The organism is Ensifer sp. Root423 (genome assembly GCF_001426275.1).
GTDB classification, from domain to species: Bacteria; Pseudomonadota; Alphaproteobacteria; order Rhizobiales; family Rhizobiaceae; genus Ensifer; species Ensifer adhaerens.
Map to the genome: position 1 here is coordinate 200664 of NZ_LMEG01000001.1, position 22528 is coordinate 223191.

Genomic DNA, 22528 nt, shown 5'->3' on the forward strand with positions numbered 1-22528 from the left:
GTCGTTACGCCTGCCTGCTGTCGTACTCTTCGGAGGCGGCTTTCAGGGCGGCAATATCGTCGGCGCAGATGAAACGGCGCAATGCGTCGAACTTTGACCGTTCCCACTGGTAGATGCCGAGCGCAATCAGCGTCTCGACATCGGTCGCGGGGAAACGCTGGCGCACGGGGCGGGCAGGGTTCCCCGCAACGATGGTGTAGGGCGCAACGTCCTTCGTCACGATGGCACCCGACGCGATGACGGCGCCTTCGCCGAGCGTCACACCCGGCATGATCATGGCGCGCATGCCGATCCAGGCGCCGTCGCCGATGACGGTGTCGCCCTTGCCGACATAGGCTTCGCCGATCACATCGAGGAAGGGATAGAGGCTCACCCAATCGGTGCGATGGGTGTGGTTGCCGCCCATGAGGATCACCGCCTCGGCGCCAATCGCGACATAGTCGCCGATCAGCAGTTGATCGATTGGCCATTGCGGTTCCCAGGCCCTGAGGCTGTATTCGTCGCCATAGAGGTAGCGAACGACACTTTCCTCGAAGGATCCGGTCCAGGCGTTGCTGTAGTAGCTGTTGCTGCCGCGCACGTGAATGTTCGGGTTGCGCACTGTCTCATGCAAGAGCTCGACCTTGGACCAATGCTTGGCTTCGACCTTCGTGGACATGGGGTTCCTCATTCTCAATGCTTGCAAGCGAAGCTGCGCGTCGCTCGCCATTCGTATCCCGTCCCAACTATCGGATTCACCGGTCGCTTTCTTCTCAAATCGGGCGCCGACCGGAAGCTTTGGCGGGCACTGCGATCACTCCATCACACAAAAACGCCCGCCGCTTTTGGCGGCAGGCGCAAAGTTCGGGGCACTGCGCGAGATCAGGAGGCCTGCTGCTGGGCGGCTTCCTGGTCCATCCACATGAATTCCCAGACGTGACCGTCGAGGTCCTGGAAGGAAATGCCGTACATGAAGCCGTAGTCGAGCGCCGGCTTCCAGGGCTTGGCGCCGCCAGCGAGCGCCTTGGCGAGCATGTCGTCGCATTCAGCGCGGCTGGACGCGGAAAGGGCGGTAATGACCTCGGTTCCTTTCCGGGCGTCGCTGATCTCGCCGGTGATGAAGTCGCGGAACTTCGGCTCGGTCAGAAGCATGACGAAAATATTGTCCGAGATCACCGTGCAGGCGGCGGTGTCGTCGGAGAACTGCTCGTTGAAGGTGAAGCCGAGGGCGGCGAAGAACGCGCGCGAGGCCTTCAGATCCTTGACCGGCAGATTTACGAAAATCATGCGCATGAAATGCTCCTTGGAATGGATTTCGTGTTTTACGGATCTGATCACTTCGTTGTTTCGGCGAAACCGCGAAGCGATCCAACTCTTTGATTGGCGCAACTCCGGACGGAAAACCGCGTCGCACTTTTCCTGGAGTTGCCCTAAGGACGAATGCCGGTCGACGATCCCGACACCGGCTCAAAGATTTTTTGAGCCGGGCTGATGTGGGGTGCAACTACAGGTCTTCAAGCGGAGCGAGACCTGCTTCGATGCTGCAAATAGGATCGACGGTGCTAGCGACTGCGAGCGGCCCCAAGGGCGCGCGCCGCTGCTCGATGTTATTGTCACTTCACGGTGCACACGCCGTTGGCGCCGCCCTTGCCGGTGTAGGACACGCTCGGCGAGCCGTCAGGATTGATGCTGAGCGAGATGGTGACGCCGGCGCCGTGCGCTTCGTAGTAGTTCTCGTTGAACACCTTGAGCTTGGCTTCCTTGCCGTTGATGTAGATCGGGCCGCCTTCGTCGGCATGGACCTCGATCTTGCCGGGGCAGGTGGCGTTGACCAGCGGGATTTTTGCTTCGGCCGCAGTGGCGAAGGCAAGCGTCGGGACGAGAACGCCGAGAAGGCGCAGGCAGGGTTTCATCTTGCTCTCCAGCGTGGGTTGCAGGTGGCATCGATCGCCAACCGTGACAGGCTGCCGGTGGAAGTCAAGCGCGGCTGAGCGTCACCAAGCTGTCATCAATCCGATTGTTTTTTTGCGCTGCACAAGATAGAGGATTGCAGCCGAATTTTATGCAAATGCCTTTTCGCGGAGCAGGGCGCGGCCATCTGCGAAGGCAGCGCGCCAGCATCCCAAAGGGCAGGGCGCCGGCGCGGATTGGAGGGTCCGGAGATGAAGACTTTCACCACCATCGCCGAGCTGCGTGCAGCGCTTGCCGAGCATAGACGCGCCGGCAAGACGGTCGGCTTCGTGCCGACCATGGGCTACCTGCATGTCGGCCATATGGAGCTGATGCGCCGGGCCCGCGAGGAAAACGACGTCGTCGTCGCCAGCATCTTCGTCAATCCGCTGCAGTTCGGCGCCAACGAGGATCTTTCCAAGTATCCGCGCGATCTCGCCCGCGACCAGGCGATGCTCGAAGCGGGCAGCGTCGACTATCTGTTTGCGCCGGGTGTTGCCGACATGTATCCGCGGCCGATGGAGACGGTCGTCGACGTGCCGACGCTTGGCAGCGAGCTCGAGGGCTCCGTGCGCCCCGGTCATTTCGCCGGTGTTGCCACCGTCGTCACCAAGCTCTTCAACATCGTTGGGCCCGATCGCGCCTATTTCGGCGAGAAGGATTTCCAGCAGCTGCAGATCATCCGCCGCATGGTGGACGATCTCGCCCAGCCGGTGACCGTGATCGGCGTGCCGACGGTGCGCGAGGCCGACGGGCTCGCCTGCTCGTCGCGCAATGTCTACCTGACGGCCGAAGAGCGGCGTGCCGCGGCGATCGTGCCGAAGGCGCTGGATGAGGCGCAGCACCTCGTTGCCTCCGGCGTCAGCGATGTCGTCGAACTCGAAAAGGCCGTGACCGAGTTTCTGGCGAGCGAGCCCTTGGCGAAGCCCGAGGTCGTAGCGGTGCGCGATCCCGAGACGCTGGAGACGATCGAAACGATCGGCGACCGGCCGGTGCTGCTTCTGCTCTTCGTCCGCTTCGGCACGACGAAGCTGCTCGACAATCGCGTGATCGCCCCGAAATCCGCATCATTTGCAAAGGTTGCCTGACATGAGCGTGCAGACCGCCAAGCGCCGGCTCAGCCCCGCCAACATCGAAGCGCTGAAGGGCGAGCGCCCGATCGTCAGCCTCACGGCCTATACGACGCCGATTGCGCGGCTGCTCGATCCGCATGTGGACTTTCTGCTGGTCGGCGATTCCGTCGGCATGGTGCTCTATGGCCTCGACACGACCGTCGGCGTGACGCTGGAAATGATGATCGCCCATGGCCAAGCGGTCATGCGCGGCTCGCAGCAGGCCTGCGTCGTCATCGACATGCCCTTCGGCTCCTACCAGGAATCGAAGGAGCAGGCGTTCCGCAGTGCGGCGCGTATCCTCAAGGAAACCGGCTGCAGCGCAGTGAAACTCGAGGGCGGGGCGGAGATGGCCGAGACGGTCGAGTTTCTCGTCAGCCGCGGCATTCCGGTGCTCGGCCATGTCGGCTTGATGCCGCAGCTCGTCAACACGACCGGCGGTTATCGCTCGGTCGGCCGCAACGACAAGGAAGTGGCAAAGATCCGCCGCGACGCCAAGGCGATCGACGATGCCGGAGCGTTTGGCATCGTCATCGAGGGCACGGTCGAGCCGGTGGCCCGCGACATTACCGCGGAGCTGCGCTCGCCGACGATCGGCATCGGCGCGTCGCCTGCCTGCGACGGCCAGATCCTCGTCTCCGACGACATGCTCGGCCTCTTCAACGACTTCAAGCCACGCTTCGTCAAGCATTTTGCCGAGTTGGCGCCGGCGATCTCGAAGGCTGCCGAGGAGTATGCGAACGAGGTGAAGGCGCGCACGTTCCCCGGCATCGAGCATACGTTCCAGGTCAAGAAGTAAGGGGCGGCTGGCCCGCGCCGGCGCTTATTCCAAGCGATAAAGCGCATCGTTTTCCTGATCGGTGCGCCTTTTGTTCAAGCCTCGTTCGCCGAGGCATCATAAAATTCAATCATTGTATCAGCGCATTTGAATTGTTGCCGGGGGCGCAAGCGCCTATCAGTCCGGCACCGGCCGCATGGCGCGTCATCGCCTCGGCCGGCGGAGGTTTCCATGAAAAAAGATGAATTCTGGGAAGGGGTCCGCGGCGGCTTTCCCATCATGCTGGCAGCATCGCCCTTCGGTGCGCTGTTCGGGGCGCTTGCGGTCGACAATGGCTTCACCATTGCCGATGCGGTGTTCATGAGCGCGACCGTCTATGCCGGCGCTAGCCAGATGGTCGGCATCGAGCTCTTCGGCAATCACGTCCAGCCCTGGCTGGTGGTGCTCTCCGTCTTTGCGGTCAACTTCCGCCACGTGCTCTATTCGGCCTCGATCGCCAAATATGTCCGGCACTTCACCTTCGGGCAGAAGTTCCTCGCATTCTTCCTGCTGGTCGATCCGCAATATGCCGAGACCGAAAAGCGCGGCGAGCGCGGCTTGCCGATCACCTTTGCCTGGTATCTCGGCTTCGGTCTCGTGATCTACATCCCGTGGATCATCAACACGCTGGTCGGCGCGATCTTCGGGCAGATGATCGGTGACCCCAAGGCGATCGGCCTTGATGTCCTGCTGCCGGTCTATTTCATGGGTCTCGTCATGGGCTTCCGCAAGCGTGACCGGTTCCTGCCGATCGTCATCGTCTCGGGGCTTGCATCCGTCGCCGGCATGCATTTCGTCGGCTCGCCATGGCATGTCAGCATCGGAGCACTAGCCGGCATCATTCTTGCCGCCTGTCTGCCGCCAAGCGAGCGGGCAGTGGCACCGACGGGTGTCGAGAAGGAGGCGTGAACATGGATCCGCAACACCTGAACCTCATCTACCTGATCATCGCGGCGGCCGTTGCGACCTTCCTGACGCGTGTCGGCGGCTATATCCTGATCACCCAGATGAAAGAGATCCCGCCGCGGCTGGAGGCGGCGCTCAACGCCGTTCCCGCAGCCGTTCTGACGACGCTGGTGGCGCCGGCCTTCGTCTATGGCGGGCTCGACGTGACGATCGCCATGTTCGTCGCCTTTGCCATCGCGCTCGGGCTGAATCTCTCAACACTGCGTATGCTCGTCATCGGCTGGGTGGTGGTCATGGTGATCCGGCATCTGGTGATGTAGGACGCCCGTCCGCGGCGGTGTGCGAAGCCGTGGACGGATGTGTTGCGCCCGTTTCGATTGGCGGCGCGCGCATCCTGGACTATCATCTCTGCCGTTGCCGGAGAGGCAGGACATATCCCCCCTCGTTAGGTGGCGTACGACGTCACCGCAGCATGAAGCCTCCCGGCAGTGGAGGAGCGACCATGTTGACCAGGATCTCTATTGCCCTTTTGCTGGCGCTAGCGCCGGCAACGGCCTTTGCCAATCAATGCCCGACCATGATGAAGGCGATCGATGCAGCCATGCAGACCGCTTCCTTGTCCGATGCCGACATGGCCAAGGTCAAGGAGTTGCGCACCAAGGGTGAGGCACAGCACCAGGCTGGCGATCACGCCGCCTCGGAGGCAACGCTTGGCGAAGCGAAGAAGCTTCTGGGCATCTGAACGAGAGACCAGGACGTCCGGAGACCAAGGTCTGGCGGGTGAGGGCGCAGCACGCTATCGGCTGCGCGACGGCTCGTTTTATGGGCTCCCGCGACAGCAGGAGCCCAGCAGAGAGCATGACTCAGCGCGACAGCGCTTCCGTTGCGGCCTTCAGCCAGGCGCGCGTCTCGTCGCTGGCCAGCAGCGGCATCAACTTTTCGCGCGTCTCGGCGTGATAGGCGTTGAGCCAGGCGAGTTCCTCGTCGGTCAGAAGCGCCGGCAGCACCAGGCGGCGATCGATCGGGCAGTAGGTGATCGTGTCGAAGCCGAGCATCGGCAGGTCGCCGCCATCAACCATCGTTGCCGGCTGCACCACGATGAGGTTCTCGATGCGGATGCCGAAGGCGCCGGGGCGGTAGTAGCCGGGCTCGTTGGAAAGGATCATGCCGGCCAGCAGTTCCTGCGTCGAAAGACGGGCGATGCGCTGCGGGCCTTCATGCACCGAGAGATAGGAGCCGACGCCGTGGCCGGTGCCGTGGGCATAGTCGGCGCCCGCCTTCCAGAGCGCGATGCGCGCCAAGGGGTCGAGATCCACGCCACGCGAGCCCTTGGGGAAGCGCGCCGTGCTGATGGCGATCATGCCCTTCAGCACCAGGGTGAAGAAGCGTTTCTGCTCTTCAGGCACGGCGCCGACGGCCACCGTGCGGGTGATGTCGGTGGTGCCGTTGATATACTGCGCGCCGGAATCGATCAGGAACATGGTGCCCGCTTCGATTGCCTGGTCGGTGGCCGTGGTGACGCGGTAGTGCATGATCGCCGCGTGCGCGCCGGCGCCGGAGATGGTGTCGAAGGAGATGTCCTTTAGCGGGTTCTGCATGCGCTCGCCGACGGTGGCGCGGGCAGCTTCCAGCTGGTTGGTGGCACCGATCTCGGTGACTGTGCCGGGCTGTTGGCTGTCGAGCCAGGCGAGGAACTCGACCATGGCCGCACCATCCTGCAGATGGGCGCGGCTCGAGCCTTCCATCTCGGCCGTGTTCTTCTGGGCGCGGGGCAGGCGGGCGGGATCGACCGCTTCGACGACCTTGCCGCCCTTGGCGCGGATCAGTTCGGAAATGGCGAAGGAGGCGAGATCGGGATCGATCATGACGGAGGCGCCGGCGGTGCCGAGAGCCCGCAGACGGTCGTCGAAGGTCGACGGTGCGACGATGTCGGCGATCTGGGTGAGGTAGGCCTCCTGCTCGATGCCGGTCTTGCGCTTGTCGAGGAAAAGTTCGGCGCGGCCGTCGGCGTGGATGATGGCGCGGGCCAGCGGATGCGGCGTGTGCGGCACGTCGGACCCGCGGATGTTGAATGTCCAGGCGACGGAGGAGGGGTCGGTCAGCACGACGGCTTCGGCGCCCGTCTTGGAAAGGCCGGCTGCGATCGTCGCGATCTTGTCCTTGGCAAGCGTGCCCGCATGTTCGATCGGCTGGATCGTCACCTTCCCGAGCGGGGCAGCCGGACGGTTCGTCCAGATCCTGTCGAGCGGGTTGTGATCGAGGAAGACGAGCGAACCGCCGAGGGAAGCGAGCGCCTTTTCCAGCCGGCGCACTTCGGCGCCGGTGTGGACCCAGGGATCGATGCCGAGCTTGAAGCCCTTGGCTCCATGGTTTTCCAACCAGAGATGCGGCGGCTCGCCGATGAGGTCGCCACCAGTAAAGACCGCGCCGTCGACCTGCTCCTTCAACTGCGTGACGTAGCGGCCATCGACGAAGACGACCGCTTCACGCCGCGTGATGAGGGCGACGCCGGCCGAGCCGGTAAAGCCGGTGAGCCAGGACAGGCGCTCGGAGGAGGCCGGCACATACTCGCCCTGGAACTCGTCCGCGCGCGGCACGAGAAAGCCGTCGATGCCGAGGGCTGCGAAGGACGCGCGCAGGGCTTCGGTGCGCTCCTTGCCGAACTGCGGCGTGGAGGTGACTTCAAATGACTGAAACATGAGGGAATTCCGGTAGATTGAGCGGCAAACCGCGGGAAAAGATGGGCTATGTTAGCGGAAATCGCCCTTGCCGGGAAAGAGGCGATATCCTGCATGGTGGCCTGATTCCCGGTCCGCGCAACGCTGCGGTTGCACCCTGATAGGAGGGCAATTGCTCATTTACCATACATATGCGCTCAGCGCATGGCACCCATGCTCAAAAAACTCTTTCTCTATCGGAATAATAGTTTATAAGCCGCCTCAACGAACACGGACAAACATCCGGTGGTTCAAAAAGCTGCGGTTCCGAGAATAGTTGGTCACTCTGTTCTCCTCCTCCCTCAAGGGTGGTCAGCTTCGGAACGGTAGACGCCCGCTCGAGCACTCCTCCTCCTCAGGCTCGCGGGCATGGTTGGCCACAAGCCAACCAGCAGGCGATGCCTCTGGCATCGCCTTAGTTTCGAAAGGCCGCCCGTCATGATGGACGAGGCGGCCTTTTCGTTTTTCGGTTTGGTTGGTCACGGCAAGAAGTATCATTCCAGCCGAATCGATACGGTCGTGAGGTAGTTCGCTTGCCAAGCTTGAGCTTCATACAACTCAACGAAAACTGGAACGCTGATCCGAATGTTCCGGCGGTGGAAGTCCGCGCGGCAGGAAGCCTAATCCAGCTTTGCTTTCGGCTGGCTCTTTGGGGGCATCCGGCGCGCGAGGATGAGATCGGTTATCTCACGTTCGGCGGATGCCAAGCCTGGCGACTCGGAGCGACCAATGACGAGGGTTGGTTTCGCGGCCAATGCCGTTACAGCAGGCTCGCTCCCAAGTGGGGTGAGTTTTACGAGTTGGTGGGCGACGATCCGCTGCGCGACCAGGTATCGAGCTGGCGCCCGGCACCCATGCCGGAGACGGCGAACAGGCATTTCCTGTTCTATCTTCGCGACGACACCTTCGAATGCCTGGCGCGGGATTGGTTGTTTGCGCGTGGAACGCCGACGACATTAATTGAGGATGTCATGGTCACGCAAGATTAGCGGCCGGGCCTCACTTCTCCAGATGGATCGTTACCCAGCCGTTGCGCCAGATGGTGCGCACGTGGCGCAGGTGCTGGCCGTTGTAATGGGCGAGCACTTTCCAGCGCTGTTCGGCAAGGATGCCCGAGAGGATCACCGAGCCGCCGGGGGCGAGGTTGGCGACGAGCTGCGGCGCCATCTTCATCAAGGGGCGGGCGAGGATGTTGGCGATGATTAGATCGAAGGGGCCGTTGGTGCTGAAGGCCGTCGAATGAAAGCCAGGGGCGGTCGCAAAGGTCATGCCGGTAACGACGCCGTTGACCCGGGCGTTTTCTTCGGCGACGCGGGTGGCGATCGGGTCGATGTCGGTGGCAAGGACCGGCACGTGCATCAGTTTCCAGGCGGCGATCGCCAGCACGCCGCTGCCGGTGCCGAGATCGAGCACGTTGCGCACGGTGCGGGTGCGCGCGACGGTCGCCAGCACTTCGAGGCAGCCGGCGGTGGTGCCGTGATGGCCGGTGCCGAAGGCCTGGCCGGCGTCGATCTCGATGGCGATTTCGCCGGTCTTGACCTTGTCGCGGTCATGCGAGCCGTGCACGACGAAGCGACCGGCGCGCACCGGCGCCAGGCCCTCGAGTGACTTGGCGATCCAGTCGATATCCGGCAGCACTTCGCGCTCGATCGGGAGATGAGCGAAGTTTTCAGAGAGCGCTTCGGTGAGACGTTCGCCCACGCTCTCCTCGTCGACCATCATCATGTAGATCGAGGCTTCCCAGATGTCGCGCTTCTCGTCGACTTCCGTCGTGCCGATGGCATAGTCCTCTTCGCCGAAGACCTCGCTCATGCGGTCGAGCACGGCTTCCGCCTGCTTCTCGGTGGTGGTGACGAAAAGTCTGATCTCGCTCAAGGGTCCGTCCTTCGGCTGGCAAATCCGCCGCCCGCACCAAGCCCTGAAAGGGGTGCGCTCAAGCGTCGGCAATCGTGTGCTGTGCGCTATCACGATTGCCCTACAAAGGCAAAGCGCCGGACGGGGCCGGCGCTTGCATCTTCAGGTCAGGATCGAAGGGCTCAGCCCTTGGTCAGGTTTTCCAGCTTCTTTACCGCCGTCTCCGGGTTTTCCTCATAGGCGATGGTGCCAGAGAACTTGCCGTTGGCGTCGAGCAGGAACACCGATGCGGTGTGGTCCATGGTATAGTCGCCGTCGGGCTTTGCGGCGTCGACCGGAACCTTCTTGGCGTAAACGCGGAAGCCCTTGACCATCTCCATGACCTTGTCGGCCGGACCGGAAATGCCGGTGATGCGCTTGGAGACGTTGGAGACGTACTGGCCGAGGATTTCCGGGGTGTCGCGCTCGGGATCGACGGTGATGAAATAGGCCTGCAGTTTGTTGCCTTCGGGGTCGACCTGTTCCAGCCAGCCGTTCAGTTCGAACAGCGTCGTCGGGCAGACCTCGGGGCAATGGGTGAAGCCGAAGAAGAGCGCGGTCGGCTTGCCGGTGAAGGCCTTCTCGGTGATTTCCTTGCCGTCCTGGGCAACCAGCGTGAAGGGAACGCCGAAGGGGCCGGAGGCGGCCTGCTGTTTCGACTGGGTCATTTCATAGGTCAGCCAGCCCAGGATACCCGCCATGACGACGACGGCGGCCCAAAGGACGATGCGGATGGTTTTCATGCGTGCTACCGATTTGTTGGGGCCGAGGACGGCCGTGTCCGGTTGATTGGCCCTTGATACCGCCTTCACGCACCCCGCGCAAATGGGACAATTGCCGCAGGTTGTGGCAGCGGGGCGAGCATTTTGTCGGGTGGCTGCCACTCATCCCGCTGCCGCGACCTTCCGTCGTGACGGGGAGAAGGGACCGCACGGCCACCTCCCGCTCCGACAATGAGCCTCAGTGCGCCAACACCCACCGCAGAAGAACCGCACGGCGACGTTTCGCTCGCTCTCGTCCCTTCTTCCCGCAAGCGGGGAGAAGGTTAGGGTAAGGGGCAAAACTTAGAAGCGTGGCCGCGCTAAAAACACCAGGAAAGGCCGGACTGGGCGAGTGCCAGGAACATCTCGGCGCCGTTTTCCATCCAGCCGCGGAAGGCAAGCAGCAGCACGACGGCGATCGCGGCCGCAAGGGTTGCGACGAGAGGAAGGCGGATCGAGCGCTCAGTCTTCGTGTTCATGGCATCATCATAACAGTTCGGGCGGCAAGGGGAAGCGGGCGCGCTGCCGGCGGACCGTGGGTCTGTCTGGGCCTGTCACGAGATCGGTGTCAAAACCGGCACCCGGCGTGCTGATGGATTGTGCCCTCAAATGCCGGGAAAACCGGCGCTTGCAGTAAATATGCGCGATCTCGAAAATAAGGCGTTTTCCCTGGGGATCGGCGGGGCGCCTTAGCGAATGTTTAAGGTCTGTTTGACAGTGTTTTTCCAGCGCGGGGGAGCGTTGTGCTCCGACATGACATGAGGTCATCCGGTTTGATCGAGCCCGGTTTTCCGCATCGATCCTAACGGAGGATCCGGCCCGCGCCGGGTCCGTGAGCATGGAATGTCTATGACCGCCGCATCTTCCCCATTGAAGCGCAATCTTTCCGTAAGCCAGCGGCTGGCAACGCTTGCCGGTGCCGCTTTCGTCGGTTTTGGCTCCGTGCTCGGAGTCGCCTGGTACGAGGGCCGGCAGGCGAACGATGCCCTGCAGGGCGCGCTCGCCGCGCAGAACGGGCTGACCACGGTCGACGAGGTCCGGCTTGCGACCACCAATCTCGTGCTCAATGCGATGGACAGCATCATCGACCGCGAGGAGGGCGCGATCCAGCCGGCGCGCGCCGCCAGCATCGCCGAGATCCTGAAACTGCTTGAGACGAAATCGACCGATATCAAGGCGCTTGCCGGCCTCATTGGCGGCAGCGATGCGCTTTCGACCTTTGACGCCGATGTGGCGGAACTGCGCCGGGCGATCGGAACGGACCTGAAGGCACTGATCGAAGGCAAGGCTTCGGCTGACGACTTCGGCAAGATCGACGACGCGATCGACGGTGCCGGCGAACGGGTCGCCACGGCGCTCGCCAGCCTCTCCGAAGCGGCAGCGACGCTGGTTCAGACGCGCGTTGCCGAGGCGCGCGCCACCTCCGACGAGGCGTTCCAGCTTCAGCTCGCCTCCGGCCTCATCGCCATGGCGACGCTGCTTTATCTGCTCTGGTTCCATGGCAGCACGCTCAGGCGCGGCATTCTCTCCCTGCGCGATGGCATGCAGCGGATCCAGAAGGGCGAACTTTCGACCAAGCTGGAAGCGCTCGACCGCGGCGACGAAATCGGCGCCATGGCGCGCTCCGTCGACCTCTTCCGCCTGTCGGCGATCGAAAAGCAGTCTCTCGAACAGAGTGCTGCCCACAGCCGCCGCGAGATCGAGAAGGAACGCGAACAGCAGCAGCAGGAGCGCGAGGAGGCGGTGCGCCGTATCCAGGCGGCGATCGACAATCTCGGCCGCGCGCTGACCCAGCTTGCCGAGGGTGACCTTGCCGTTGCCATCGACCGACCGTTCGACGGCAATCTCGACCAGCTCCGGCAGAACTTCAACCAGACGGTCGAGCGGCTGCGCGTGGTGCTTTCGAGCGTTAAGGACAATGCGCTTTCGATCGAATCCAACGGGCGGCAGATGCGCACGGCGGCCGACGACCTGGCGCGCCGCACCGAGCGGCAGGCCGCTTCGCTGGAGCAGACCTCGGCAGCCCTCGACGAAATCACCGTGACGGTCCGCACCGCGACCCAGCGCGCCGAAGAGGCGAGCCAGATGGTCGACCAGACCCGCACCAATGCCGAGGAGTCCGGCCGCATCGTCGGCCAGGCGATCGCCGCCATGGCCCGCATCGAGGGTGCCTCGAACGAAATCGGCAAGATCATCAACGTCATCGACGAGATTGCCTTCCAGACCAACCTTCTGGCGCTCAATGCCGGCGTCGAGGCGGCGCGCGCGGGCGAAGCCGGCAAGGGCTTTGCGGTCGTGGCGCAGGAAGTGCGCGAGCTGGCGCAGCGCGCCGCCGGTGCCGCCAAGGACATCAAGGCGCTCGTCAGCCGCTCCGGCAGCGAGGTCGGCACCGGCGTCAAGCTGGTGCAGGCGACCGGCGAGGCGCTCGGGCGGATCGGCACTGATGTCGCGCGCATCAACGAACTGATGACCGCGATCGTGATGGCGGCGCGCGAACAGTCGACGGGTCTCAACGAGATCAGCACGGCCGTCGGCCAACTCGACCAGATGACGCAGCAGAACGCCGCCATGGTCGAGCAGACCAATGCCTCCAGCCACACGCTGGCGCAGGACGCCGAACGCCTGACGGACCTCGTCGGCCAATTCCGCGAAGGGCACACGATGCAGCGCGCCATGCCGACGGCGGCGCCGGCGCCTGTGACGCCCGCGGCGAGGACCGCTGCGCCGGTGCAGACGAAAACACCTTCGGTTTCAGCCGTTCAGCGGCCGGCAGCCAAGGGCACCAGCGAAGCGGTGCCGCTGCGCAAGATCGGCGCTGCCAAAATGGCCTCGTTTCCAACTCCATCTCCCGCCAAGGCCCTGATGGGCAAGCTTGCGGGCGCATTCGGCAACAAACCGGGCTCGGTGCCGTCGACGACGGCCTCCGGTGAAAACTGGGAAGAATTCTGAACATGAGCAACGCAATCAAGCAGTCCGGCGCCTATCTCGAAATCGTGTCGTTCCACCTCGGCGACCAGGAATTCTGCATCGATATCATGGCGATCCGCGAAATCCGCGGCTGGGCGCCGGTAACGCCGATGCCGCATACGCCGCCCTACGTGCTCGGCCTCATCAACCTGCGCGGCGCGGTGATCCCGGTCATCGACATGGCGGCCCGCCTCGGCATGAAGATGACCGAGCCGTCCGAGCGCTCGGCGATCATCGTCACCGACATCGCCGGCAAGCTCGTTGGCCTCCTGGTCGAGCAGGTCTCGGACATGATGACGATCAAGAGCGAGGCGCTGCAGCCGGCGCCGGAGATCATCCCGGAAGCGCAGCGCGCCTTCTGCCGCGGCATCGTCGCTTTGGAAAAGACCATGGTCTGCTTCCTCAACCTCGATACCGTCATTGCGGACGAGTTGGCCCAGGCCGCCTGACGCAAGCTTGTTCCTTATCTGAGAAAGCCCCGGTGCATCGGCGCCGGGGCTTTCTTGCGTTTCGGCGTGTTTTCAGACCGTTTCCGCACGTACTGGAACGATACGGTCAAGTTAAACTTCGGCAATGAACTTCACGCTTGGGCGATGCCATTGTGACAAAACGTCAAGTGGCTGGGCGGGTTACTTGTACTACTTTACCGGTGTTGCCGGGTGCCCGAACGGAGGCCGGGTGCCTGGTCCCGTCAACAGGAGTTGAACCTATGACAATCTCTCTCAGGAAACTCGCCGCCGTGCTCTCCGTTACGATGGTCATCGCCGGACCGGCCTTGGCCGACAGCTATTACCAGGGCATCGACGTCAACAATCCTCCCGGAACGCAGAACACACACAAGATGATGACGCCAATGAAGCGGCCGAGCGCTTCGGTTGACACGATGTCGACGGGCAGCATCAACAGAATGTCGGCGCCGGCGCCGACGCCGGTCTACCGTGATCGCAACCCCTATGGCGGATACCAGGGCGGTGATGGCGACTACTACCAGGGCATCGTTCCGCCGACGGCCTACTAGATCATCCCGCGGTGAAGTGGAAACGTTGAAAGCGGAAATTCGATTTGGCATGAATGCGCCAGGGAGTTCACGTAGGTTCGTGTGAACGCACGGAACGTCAGGTGCTTACAAAAGCGGAACGGGTTGCTCCCAGACTTCTCCCTGTTTCGCACCGAAGAGGTTTCGGAAGCGCCCGCAAAGCGGCGGGCGCTTTCAACCTTTGACCGATCGCCTTGCACGCCGATACCGGCGGCAGGGACCGCTCCTACTGCGGCTTGCCGTTCTGCCAATTGACCGTCTGGCCGTAGAGCGGAATGGTGGTGATCGACATCTTGGCAGAGCCATCCGTCAATTCGCGCGAATGCGCCAGATAGATCAGCGTATCGTTCCTTCGGTCGTAGATCCGTGTGACGAGCAGGTTCTTCCAGACGAGCGACAAGCCGGCGCGAAACACTTCCTCGCCTTCCTTGGAAAGATCGATGTCGCCGATTTCGATCGGGCCGGTCTGCCGGCAGGCGATCGAATTGTTCGACGGATCCTCGAACCAGTTGCCGTTCTTCAGCCGGTCGATGACGCTGCGGTCGAAATAGGTCACGTGGCAGGTCACACCCTTGATCTTCGGGTCGCTCACGGCATCGATCATGATGTCGTTGCCGAGCCAGTCGACCCCGACTTCGCCGACTGTTTCGGCGCGAGCGGGCAGGGCTGTGGCGGCTATGGCAAGGCCGGCAAAAAAGAGCGCACGAAGCGAACGCGACATGGATGTCCTCCTGCAGCGCCTGACGTCTCACGCAAGGTCGCCGTAGCATTTTGAATTGACGCATGTTTTTGCCGAGGCAATCCCCGGGAAGGCATGCGCTCGGGCAGCCAGGTTCACATAGGTTCGGGAATTGGCTTTACAAGGCGTGCCGGCTCAACCGGTGCCGCGAAGAAGCTGCGGCTCGAGGTTTCGGTGGTCGGCAGCGCGCATTTGCGCGGCGGCGGCGGCAAGAGCCCGTGCGCTGGCCTCGGGCTGGAAGCGGCCGGCGATGGTGCAGCGGTCGCGGCCGTCGGCTTTGGCGTCGTAGAGCGCCATGTCGGCGCGGATCATGATGTCGCTGATAGTATCGCCGGGCTCGGCCTCGGCAAGGCCAATGCTCACTGTCAGCCGGATCGGGCGGTCGAAGCGGCCGATCGGCGTATCGCGCACCGTGCGGCCGATCTCCTCGGCCACCGCAAAGGCGGCATCTTCCGAGTGATTGGGCAGGACGATGCCGAACTCTTCGCCGCCGATGCGCCCGAGCGTGCCGCGCCCGCTGAGACAGGCGGCGACCGTGCCGGCGAAGTGGCCGAGCGCCGTGTCGCCGACCGCATGGCCGTAGCGGTCGTTGATCTGCTTGAAATAATCGAGATCGAGCAGCAGGAAGGTGACGGGTCTCTGGCGCGCAAAACCCACTGCCAGCGCCCGCTGTCCGAGGTCGAGCAGCGCGCGGCGCGACAGGGCGCCCGTCAACTCATCGCGGGCAATGGCGCTCTTGAGGTCGGTGATCACCCGGTTCTGGATCATCAGGATCACGCCGAGGAACAGCACAGGCAGGTAGAAATATCTAAGCACGACGCAGGCGAAGTCCCAGCTGGCCGACGCAAGCGGGGTTTCGGCGGTCCCGTGGGCGATCGGCGAGAAAATCGTGACCGCAATCAGGGCGGAACAGCCGATGGCGGCGCAGCCGATGACGCAGAGGCGCTCGATCGGCCCGGGCGCTGCGCGCCGGTGCTGCGAACAGACGGCGATGATCAGCACGAAGGCGGCGGCGATGCCGACGGCCGACAGTGCGTGCAATGTCGCGCTGTGCGGGCCGAAGGCGGCAATCAGCACCACCACGGCCGAAATCGAGGCGGCAGCGACCAGCGGCGTCGACATCGGCCGGAGGACGCCGAGCGCCCGGTGAAAGCCCGAGAGCACGAAAAGACAGGCGCCAATGAGAAAGACGATGCCGATCAGCGACAACGGCCGCAGCGCCGGGATCTCGGACAGCATCAGAAACAGCGTTGCCGCCGCTGCGATGGCGCAGGCGGCTGCAAAATCCGTGCCCCCCTCGACCATGGAGGCCCGCAGGGAAATCAGCACCGGGAGCATCGCCAGAAGAGCGATGATCGATATGGCAGGGAGAAAGCTCATTTCGAAACGGCCTGTCGTGCTAAAATCAACAAAGGCGGCTTGCGTCTCAGCCAGATATGTGACGCCAATTGGTAGCGATGGCGCCTTAACGAAACCCGGCGAAATCCGTTGCAATTTTAGCGATTGGTCGGGATTGGCACGGTTGTTCACAGCGGCGCCCGATCAACCGTGGGGCGGCACGCCGGCAGGCGAAGAGGCGTGCATGAACGGTACCGCCCGCAGCCCCGGGGTGAGGCCCTTCGGGCAGCGCGATCCGAGCCTCGGGCCAGGCATGCGCGCCCCTTGTTTTCAGGGCCCGATACTCACGCAGGAGGACGAACCGGGAGAGGCGACATGTTCACGGCAACGTGGCTCTTCGAGGACAGGGCGGATGCCGGGCGCCAGCTGGCGCGCGCGGTCGAAGACGAGGGGCTTGACGATCCGCTCGTCATGGCGCTGCCGCGCGGAGGCGTTCCGGTCGCCTATGAAATCGCCGTCCATATTGCGGCGCCGCTGGAAATCCTGATCGTGCGCAAGATCGGCGCGCCTGGGCATGAGGAATTCGGTCTGGGCGCTCTGGTCGATGGCGAGGAGCCGGAACTGGTGCTCAACCGTCGGGCGATCCGGCTGGTCCGTCCGCCGAAAGGCTATCTGGAGGCCGAAACGGAGCGCCAGCGCGCCGAGATCCTGCGCCGCCGCACGCTCTATTTCGGCGACCGCGCGCCGGCGTCGTCCCGAGCCCGTGATGTAATCCTCGTCGACGACGGTATCGCCACCGGCGGCACCGTGCGGGCGGCGATCAAGGCGCTGCGGCGAATGGGGGTGGGGCGCCTCGTGCTTGCCGTTCCGGTAGCGCCGAAAAGCGAACTTACCGAACTGCGCAGCCAGGTCGATCGCATCGTCTGCCTCGCCACGCCCTTCGCGTTCCGTGCCGTCGGCCTGTACTACCGCAATTTCGAACAGACGGCGGACGAAGAGGTGCTGGCGCTGATGGAGAAGGCGCGGCTGCGCAACGAGCGCGATTGATCCATGTTCCGGGCAAGCCGGGCTCCGGTTGCCGCGATTTCCGCCAGGCATCCGAATAGTTGCGCGAGGCGGCCGAAACCGTCTTGCAAGCCTCCTTCTCCCGCGCCACATTCCCGGCGCGCGATGTTGCCGGGAGAGGGGCGCCAGAGGAGGAGCCCGGAGGAGATGTCATGGCCGCGAAACTGGAAATCGGAAAGACGCTTGAGGATTTCTGCCGGCCGGAGCGGATGGCGCTCATCGTCTACGACATGCAGGTGGGGATTACCAATCAGGTCAAGAACGGCCCGGCGGTGCTTTCCAAGGTGCTGAAGGTGCTGGACGCTGCGCGGGCCGGCGGGTTTCCGGTGATCTTTCTCCGGCATCTGTCGATGCCGAGGCCGCTGATGGGCGCCTTCCAGCTACGCCAGGCGATGGCCTGGCAGCGGACAGACGATCCGGATGCGGTGCACCCCTGGTTTCTGCGCGGCACGCCGGGCTCCGAGCTGGTGCCCGAACTTGCGCCCCGTGACGACGAGGCGATCCTCGACAAGATCACGTTTTCCGCCTTCGAGGGCACGCCGCTCGCCATGATCCTGCGCGACCTCGGGCTTACTTCCTTCGCCATCTGCGGTATCGCCACGGAAATCGGCATCGACCCGACCGTGCGCCATGCGACCGATCTCGGCCTGGTGCCCGTCGTCGTGCGTGACGCCTGCGGGGCAGGGCATCACGAGGCCGGTGAGCGCGCGATGGAAAACATCGCCTTCATGGGCGATGCGATCATGACCGACGTTCAGGCAATCACCGCCGCGATGACCAAACGCTAGGGCCGCAGTGCCGCTCCATCCAATCGATCACAGGACCGACAAATGACCGACAAGCTTCACATCCGCCCGATAGCCCGGACCGACTACGAACAATGGCTGCCGCTCTGGGACGGCTACAACGCCTTCTACGGCCGCTCCGGCGAAACCGCGCTGGACCCGGCGATCACCGCCATGACCTGGTCGCGCTTTTTCGACGCCTACGAGCCGGTGCATGCGCTGGTGGCGGAGAGCGAAGGGCGGCTGATCGGGCTTACGCACTACCTCTTCCACCGCAGCACGACGATGATCCAGCCGAACTGCTACCTACAGGACCTCTTCACCAATGCGGAAGCCCGCGGCAAGGGCGTCGGACGAGCGTTGATTGAGGGCGTCTATGAGGCGGCACGTGCCGTCGGCGCGCCACGCGTCTACTGGATGACGCACGAGACCAATGAGACGGCGATGACGCTTTACGACAAGGTGGCGGAGAAGTCGGGGTTTCTCGTTTATCGCAAGGCGGTCTGAGGGCTCTCCTTTCGGCTGCTCACTTCGCCGTGTGTGCGCGGATGCCAGGGGCACATGCATCGGGATCCAGCATCCGCGAGGTCCAGATCTCAGTCGGGCCGAAGCCCTTGATGTCCTCGCGGCCGGAGCAAATGAACAGGAAAGACTCGCCTAGTCGCTGCCTGATTTCTGCGGTGGTGGTGATGCAGCCGTGCTTGCCGATCGCTTCCAGGCGCGCGGCAAGGTTCACGGGTGCACCCCAGATATCATAGGCGTATTTCGCTCGCCCAAGCACGCCAGCCGTTACCGATCCCGAGGCCATGCCAGCGCGCAGCTTGAGGACGACGCCATGGCGTTCGCCGATCTCGCGGGCCGCGGCGATGGCGCCGAAGCCGAACACTGCCGCCGCCTTCTCGGGCGTGGGGTGCCGGGCGGGCACGCCCGCCACCGCAAGATAGGCATCGCCGATGGTCTTGATCTTTTCGACACCGGTTGCTGCGGCCAGGCGATCGAACTCGCTGAAGAGCTCGTTGAGCAGGTTGACCGTCCGTTCCGGCCCCAGGCTGTTTGACAGGGCCACGAACTGGACGATGTCGATCAGGACAACAGTCGCATGCTCGAATTCGTCGATGATCGTTTCACGCTCGTTCCTCAGCAGGCGCGCCACGATCTCGTCCGGCATGATCGACGTCATCAGGCGGGCGAGCCGCCCCTGCGCCTCTCTCGCCAGGTGGAAGGCATAGTAGATCGTTGCGAAGCACATGAGCGTGAGCGTGATGATCGACGACGAATGGAGGAGTTGCAGGAAACGGGTGTCGTCATAGACACCCGACCGCGCCTGAGGAAACGCGATGGATGCGGCGATGACCGTGATCGCAGCCATGGCGCTGAGGACCGTGACCAGCGCCATGTTTTGAAACCCGAGGATCGCGAAGGCGACCGGCGTCACGCCGAGCAGCGTCAGCAGGACGCCGGAGTCCCGACCGACATAGGAGGCGATCCAGACGAGGACCACCACGCAGATACCGAATTCCCAAAGCCCTGACGCGACGCGGCCGAAGCGATGAAAAAGCGGCGTCATGGCGGCCGCGACGGCTAGGGCGAGATTGGCATAGACGAGGGGAATGAGGCTCGGCTCGCCATAGAGTGCGTAGATGAGGGCAAAGCTCGTGGTGGTGACGACGATCACACAGGCCGCGACATTCGCGACGAGGATGCCTTCACGGTCACCCTCCGCAACATTTGCGGCGCCCAGCTCCAGCAGGCTGCGAACAGCGCTCGTCCAGGACATGTCTCCACCCACTTTGCGTCGAGGGAGATCGGTACATGGTTTCGTTCAAACGCGAGAATTGTGCCCGCAATATTATTGCACTTCGCCGGTTGGCGCCATGAGATCGATGGTTGTGCAGTCCATAGGGAGTGCACGTGAGGAGGGCTTCGACCTCCTCACGCCTTCTCCACAAATCCATCCAGCACCCGCTTCTGGCCGGCGCGGTCGAAGTCGATGGTGAGCTTGTTGCCTTCGATGGCGGCGATGTTGCCGTTGCCGAACTTCATGTGGAAGACGCGGTCGCCGACCGAGAAACGCGAGGGTTCGGTGGCCGTCGATTTCGCCACCAGCTCGCCGTCGATCGTGCGGCCGCGCGGGCCGCTTTCGCCGTAGCCGATGCGCTCGACCGCGTGGCCGGAGCGGGTGCCCCAGTTGTCGCGGGTGGCGTCGGAGCGGTGCTGCTGGGCGCGCTTCCAGCCGGGCGTGGAGTAGTTGTTCTGGAAGGGATCAGCCTTGTCGAAGCGCGACTGGCCGTAGCCGCCGCGACCATAGCCGCCATAGGATTGTTCATTCTCGGCCACGTCCACATGGGCGAGCGGCAGCTCCTCGAGGAAGCGTGACGGCATGGTCGACTGCCAGAGGCCGTGGATGCGGCGGTTGGAGACGAACCAGATGTGGCAGCGATGCTTGGCGCGGGTGATGCCGACATAGGCGAGGCGCCGTTCTTCCTCAAGGCCGGAGCGGCCGCCCTCATCAAGCGCGCGCTGGTGCGGGAACAGGCCTTCCTCCCAGCCGGGCAGGAAGACGGTATCGAACTCCAGGCCCTTGGCCGAGTGCAGCGTCATGATCGAGACGGCATCGAGGTTCTCGTTCTGCTCGGCATCCATGACCAGAGCGACGTGTTCGAGGAAGCCGCGCAGGCTCTCGAAGGCTTCCATCGAGCGGATGAGTTCCTTCAGGTTTTCCAGCCGTCCGGGGGCTTCCGCCGTCTTGTCGTTCTGCCACATGGCCGTATAGCCGCTCTCGTCGAGGATCTGCTCGGCAAGCTCGGTGTGCACGGTCGTTTCCAGCAGGCTCTGCCAGCGGCGGAAATCGGTGACGACGTCGAACAGCGCCTTGCGCGCCTTCGGCTTCAGCTCGTCGGTCTCGATGATCTCGGAGGCCGCCGCCAGCATCGGGATGTCGCGGGCGCGGGCATAGTCGTGCAGCGTGCGCACGGTGGTGTCGCCAAGACCGCGCTTCGGCGTGTTGACGATGCGCTCGAAGGCGAGATCGTCGGCCGGCTGGCAGACGAGGCGGAAATAGGCCATGGCATCGCGGATTTCGAGGCGCTCGTAGAAGCGCGGGCCGCCGATGACGCGGTAGTTGAGGCCGAGCGTGACGAAGCGGTCTTCGAATTCGCGCATCTGGAACGAGGCGCGCACAAGGATCGCCATGTCGTTGAGCTTGTGGCTCTTGCGCTGCAACTGCTCGATCTCTTCGCCGACGGCGCGGGCTTCCTCTTCGGAATCCCAGGCGGCGTGCACCTGCACCTTCTCATCATCCGGATCGGTGCGGTCGGTAAAGAGCGTCTTGCCGAGGCGGCCCTCGTTGTGGGCGATCAGGTGACCGGCAGCGCCCAGAATGTGCTCGGTCGAGCGGTAGTTGCGCTCAAGCTTGATCACCTTGGCGCCCGGGAAATCCTTTTCGAAGCGCAGGATATTGTCCACTTCCGCGCCGCGCCAGCCATAGATCGACTGGTCGTCGTCGCCCACGCAGCAGACGTTCTGCGGTACGCCCTTGGGGCGCTGGGCAAGCAGCCGCAGCCACATGTACTGCGCCGTGTTGGTGTCCTGGTACTCGTCGACGAGAATGTAGCGGAACTTGTCGTGATAGTCCTTCAGCACATCCGCATGCATGCGGAAGATGCGGATCGGGTGCAAAAGAAGATCGCCGAAGTCGCAGGCGTTCAGCGTCAAGAGCCGGTTCTGGTAGGCAGCATAGAGTTCGCGGCCCTTGCCGTTGGCAAAGGCGCGGGCGTCTCCCTCGGGGATCTGGGCGGGATCGAGGCCCTTGTTCTTCCAGCCGTCGATCATGCCGGCAAACTGCTTGGCCGGCCAGCGCTTGTCGTCGATGCCTTCCGCCTGGATGAGCTGCTTGATCAGCCGCACTACGTCATCGGTGTCGAGAATGGTGAAATCGGAACGCAGGCCGACGAGCTCGGCGTGACGACGCAGCAGCTTGACGCCGATCGAGTGGAAGGTGCCGAGCCAGGGCATGCCTTCGACCGCATGGCCGACGAGCACGCCGATGCGCTCCTTCATCTCGCGCGCCGCCTTGTTGGTGAAGGTCACCGCCAGGATCTGCGAGGGAAAGGCGCGGTTGGTCGAAAGGATATGGGCGATGCGGGTCGTCAGCACCCGGGTCTTGCCGGTGCCGGCGCCGGCAAGCACGAGCACGGGGCCATCGAGCGTCTCGACCGCTTCGGACTGTTCCGGGTTGAGGCCGGAGAGATAGTCCGGGCGCGGCTGGGCGCGATCGCGCGCCGCCATGGCGCGCGCGGCGATGCCGCCCGTTGCCGGAATACCTGCGGGGGCGGGCTGCTGCTTGCGCGGCGCCGGCTCCTCGTCGAAGAAGGGAATATCGTCGAAACCACTCATCATGCGGCTCAATGTAGTGATTCGGTGGGGAAAGGCCAGAAAGGATGTTCTTCTTTTATTCCGTTTTC

Annotated in this window: 23 protein-coding genes; 12 read left to right on the forward strand and 11 right to left on the reverse strand. The window is 63.6% G+C overall.

The features are described 5' to 3' along the window. Positions 1-4: 4 nt before the first annotated feature. The 3 genes from ASD01_RS00950 to ASD01_RS00960 all read right to left on the reverse strand — a co-directional run bounded on the left by ASD01_RS00950 (position 5) and on the right by ASD01_RS00960 (position 1892). Positions 5-658: a CatB-related O-acetyltransferase gene (locus ASD01_RS00950; RefSeq protein ID WP_060528756.1), complete on the reverse strand. Its 654-nt coding sequence runs from the start codon at positions 656-658 to the stop codon at positions 5-7. Between the two features lie 203 nt (positions 659-861). Beyond that, a complete protein-coding gene (locus tag ASD01_RS00955) occupies positions 862-1272 on the reverse strand; it encodes a VOC family protein (RefSeq protein ID WP_034793603.1) in 411 nt (136 codons plus the stop codon). A 320-nt stretch (positions 1273-1592) separates the two neighbouring features. Further along, positions 1593-1892: a hypothetical protein gene (locus ASD01_RS00960; RefSeq protein WP_034792512.1), complete on the reverse strand. Its 300-nt coding sequence runs from the start codon at positions 1890-1892 to the stop codon at positions 1593-1595. Positions 1893-2141: 249 nt separating this feature from the next. Between ASD01_RS00960 and panC the strand changes: the two genes are divergently transcribed. From panC to ASD01_RS00985, 5 genes are all read left to right on the forward strand, one after another. Next, positions 2142-3017 (forward strand): pantoate--beta-alanine ligase, encoded by an 876-nt coding sequence (gene panC, locus ASD01_RS00965; protein WP_034792514.1) that lies wholly within the window; start codon positions 2142-2144, stop codon positions 3015-3017. Position 3018: 1 nt separating this feature from the next. Beyond that, positions 3019-3840, forward strand: coding sequence for a 3-methyl-2-oxobutanoate hydroxymethyltransferase (panB, locus tag ASD01_RS00970; RefSeq protein ID WP_034792516.1), 822 nt, complete (start codon positions 3019-3021; stop codon positions 3838-3840). Positions 3841-4050: 210 nt separating this feature from the next. Continuing rightward, complete coding sequence (locus ASD01_RS00975) at positions 4051-4767, forward strand: AzlC family ABC transporter permease (RefSeq protein ID WP_034792518.1); 717 nt, start codon at positions 4051-4053, stop codon at positions 4765-4767. Between the two features lie 2 nt (positions 4768-4769). Then, positions 4770-5084 carry an AzlD family protein gene (locus ASD01_RS00980; RefSeq protein WP_034792520.1) on the forward strand — a complete coding sequence of 105 codons (315 nt, stop codon included), beginning with the start codon at positions 4770-4772 and terminating at the stop codon, positions 5082-5084. 182 nt (positions 5085-5266) lie between these two features. Continuing rightward, a complete protein-coding gene (locus ASD01_RS00985) occupies positions 5267-5506 on the forward strand; it encodes a hypothetical protein (RefSeq protein ID WP_034792522.1) in 240 nt (79 codons plus the stop codon). Positions 5507-5627: 121 nt separating this feature from the next. Here ASD01_RS00985 and ASD01_RS00990 read toward each other — a convergent pair whose 3' ends face one another. Next, complete coding sequence (locus ASD01_RS00990) at positions 5628-7463, reverse strand: aminopeptidase P family protein (protein WP_034792524.1); 1836 nt, start codon at positions 7461-7463, stop codon at positions 5628-5630. 551 nt (positions 7464-8014) lie between these two features. On the opposite strand from ASD01_RS00990, the gene ASD01_RS00995 reads away from it, so the two are divergent. Continuing rightward, positions 8015-8470, forward strand: coding sequence for a hypothetical protein (locus tag ASD01_RS00995; RefSeq protein ID WP_051659252.1), 456 nt, complete (start codon positions 8015-8017; stop codon positions 8468-8470). A 10-nt stretch (positions 8471-8480) separates the two neighbouring features. On the opposite strand, the gene ASD01_RS01000 is transcribed toward ASD01_RS00995, so the two are convergent. From ASD01_RS01000 to ASD01_RS36075, 3 genes are all read right to left on the reverse strand, one after another. Next, a complete protein-coding gene (locus tag ASD01_RS01000; RefSeq protein ID WP_034792526.1) occupies positions 8481-9356 on the reverse strand; it encodes a 50S ribosomal protein L11 methyltransferase in 876 nt (291 codons plus the stop codon). A 161-nt stretch (positions 9357-9517) separates the two neighbouring features. After that, on the reverse strand, positions 9518-10117 hold the full coding sequence (locus tag ASD01_RS01005; RefSeq protein ID WP_034792528.1) for an SCO family protein: 600 nt from the start codon (positions 10115-10117) through the stop codon (positions 9518-9520). Between the two features lie 338 nt (positions 10118-10455). Then, positions 10456-10614, reverse strand: a complete 159-nt coding sequence (locus ASD01_RS36075; protein ID WP_034792531.1) for a hypothetical protein — start codon at positions 10612-10614, stop codon at positions 10456-10458. Between the two features lie 370 nt (positions 10615-10984). On the opposite strand from ASD01_RS36075, the gene ASD01_RS01010 reads away from it, so the two are divergent. The 3 genes from ASD01_RS01010 to ASD01_RS01020 all read left to right on the forward strand — a co-directional run bounded on the left by ASD01_RS01010 (position 10985) and on the right by ASD01_RS01020 (position 14120). Next, on the forward strand, positions 10985-13084 hold the full coding sequence (locus ASD01_RS01010; RefSeq protein WP_034792534.1) for a methyl-accepting chemotaxis protein: 2100 nt from the start codon (positions 10985-10987) through the stop codon (positions 13082-13084). A gap of 2 nt (positions 13085-13086) precedes the next feature. Beyond that, entirely contained in the window at positions 13087-13551 is a 465-nt protein-coding gene (locus ASD01_RS01015; protein WP_034792537.1) for a chemotaxis protein CheW, read from the forward strand. A gap of 260 nt (positions 13552-13811) precedes the next feature. After that, positions 13812-14120: a hypothetical protein gene (locus ASD01_RS01020; RefSeq protein ID WP_034792540.1), complete on the forward strand. Its 309-nt coding sequence runs from the start codon at positions 13812-13814 to the stop codon at positions 14118-14120. A gap of 244 nt (positions 14121-14364) precedes the next feature. Here the strand turns inward: ASD01_RS01020 and ASD01_RS01025 are convergent, their stop codons facing one another. Beyond that, the gene (locus tag ASD01_RS01025) at positions 14365-14859 is read right to left on the reverse strand and encodes a CreA family protein (protein ID WP_034792543.1); all 495 of its coding nucleotides are present in this window, start codon (positions 14857-14859) and stop codon (positions 14365-14367) included. A 153-nt stretch (positions 14860-15012) separates the two neighbouring features. Beyond that, positions 15013-16257 carry a GGDEF domain-containing protein gene (locus tag ASD01_RS01030; protein WP_060528757.1) on the reverse strand — a complete coding sequence of 415 codons (1245 nt, stop codon included), beginning with the start codon at positions 16255-16257 and terminating at the stop codon, positions 15013-15015. A gap of 333 nt (positions 16258-16590) precedes the next feature. On the opposite strand from ASD01_RS01030, the gene ASD01_RS01035 reads away from it, so the two are divergent. From ASD01_RS01035 to ASD01_RS01045, 3 genes are all read left to right on the forward strand, one after another. Continuing rightward, positions 16591-17262, forward strand: a complete 672-nt coding sequence (locus ASD01_RS01035) for a phosphoribosyltransferase (RefSeq protein WP_034792548.1) — start codon at positions 16591-16593, stop codon at positions 17260-17262. 170 nt (positions 17263-17432) lie between these two features. After that, a complete protein-coding gene (locus ASD01_RS01040) occupies positions 17433-18068 on the forward strand; it encodes a cysteine hydrolase family protein (RefSeq protein ID WP_034792554.1) in 636 nt (211 codons plus the stop codon). A gap of 42 nt (positions 18069-18110) precedes the next feature. Beyond that, entirely contained in the window at positions 18111-18572 is a 462-nt protein-coding gene (locus tag ASD01_RS01045; protein ID WP_034792558.1) for a GNAT family N-acetyltransferase, read from the forward strand. Between the two features lie 19 nt (positions 18573-18591). Here ASD01_RS01045 and ASD01_RS01050 read toward each other — a convergent pair whose 3' ends face one another. Next, entirely contained in the window at positions 18592-19842 is a 1251-nt protein-coding gene (locus ASD01_RS01050) for an adenylate/guanylate cyclase domain-containing protein (RefSeq protein ID WP_034792559.1), read from the reverse strand. A gap of 155 nt (positions 19843-19997) precedes the next feature. Then, positions 19998-22463 carry an ATP-dependent helicase gene (locus ASD01_RS01055; protein WP_034792560.1) on the reverse strand — a complete coding sequence of 822 codons (2466 nt, stop codon included), beginning with the start codon at positions 22461-22463 and terminating at the stop codon, positions 19998-20000. Positions 22464-22528 lie beyond the last annotated feature (65 nt).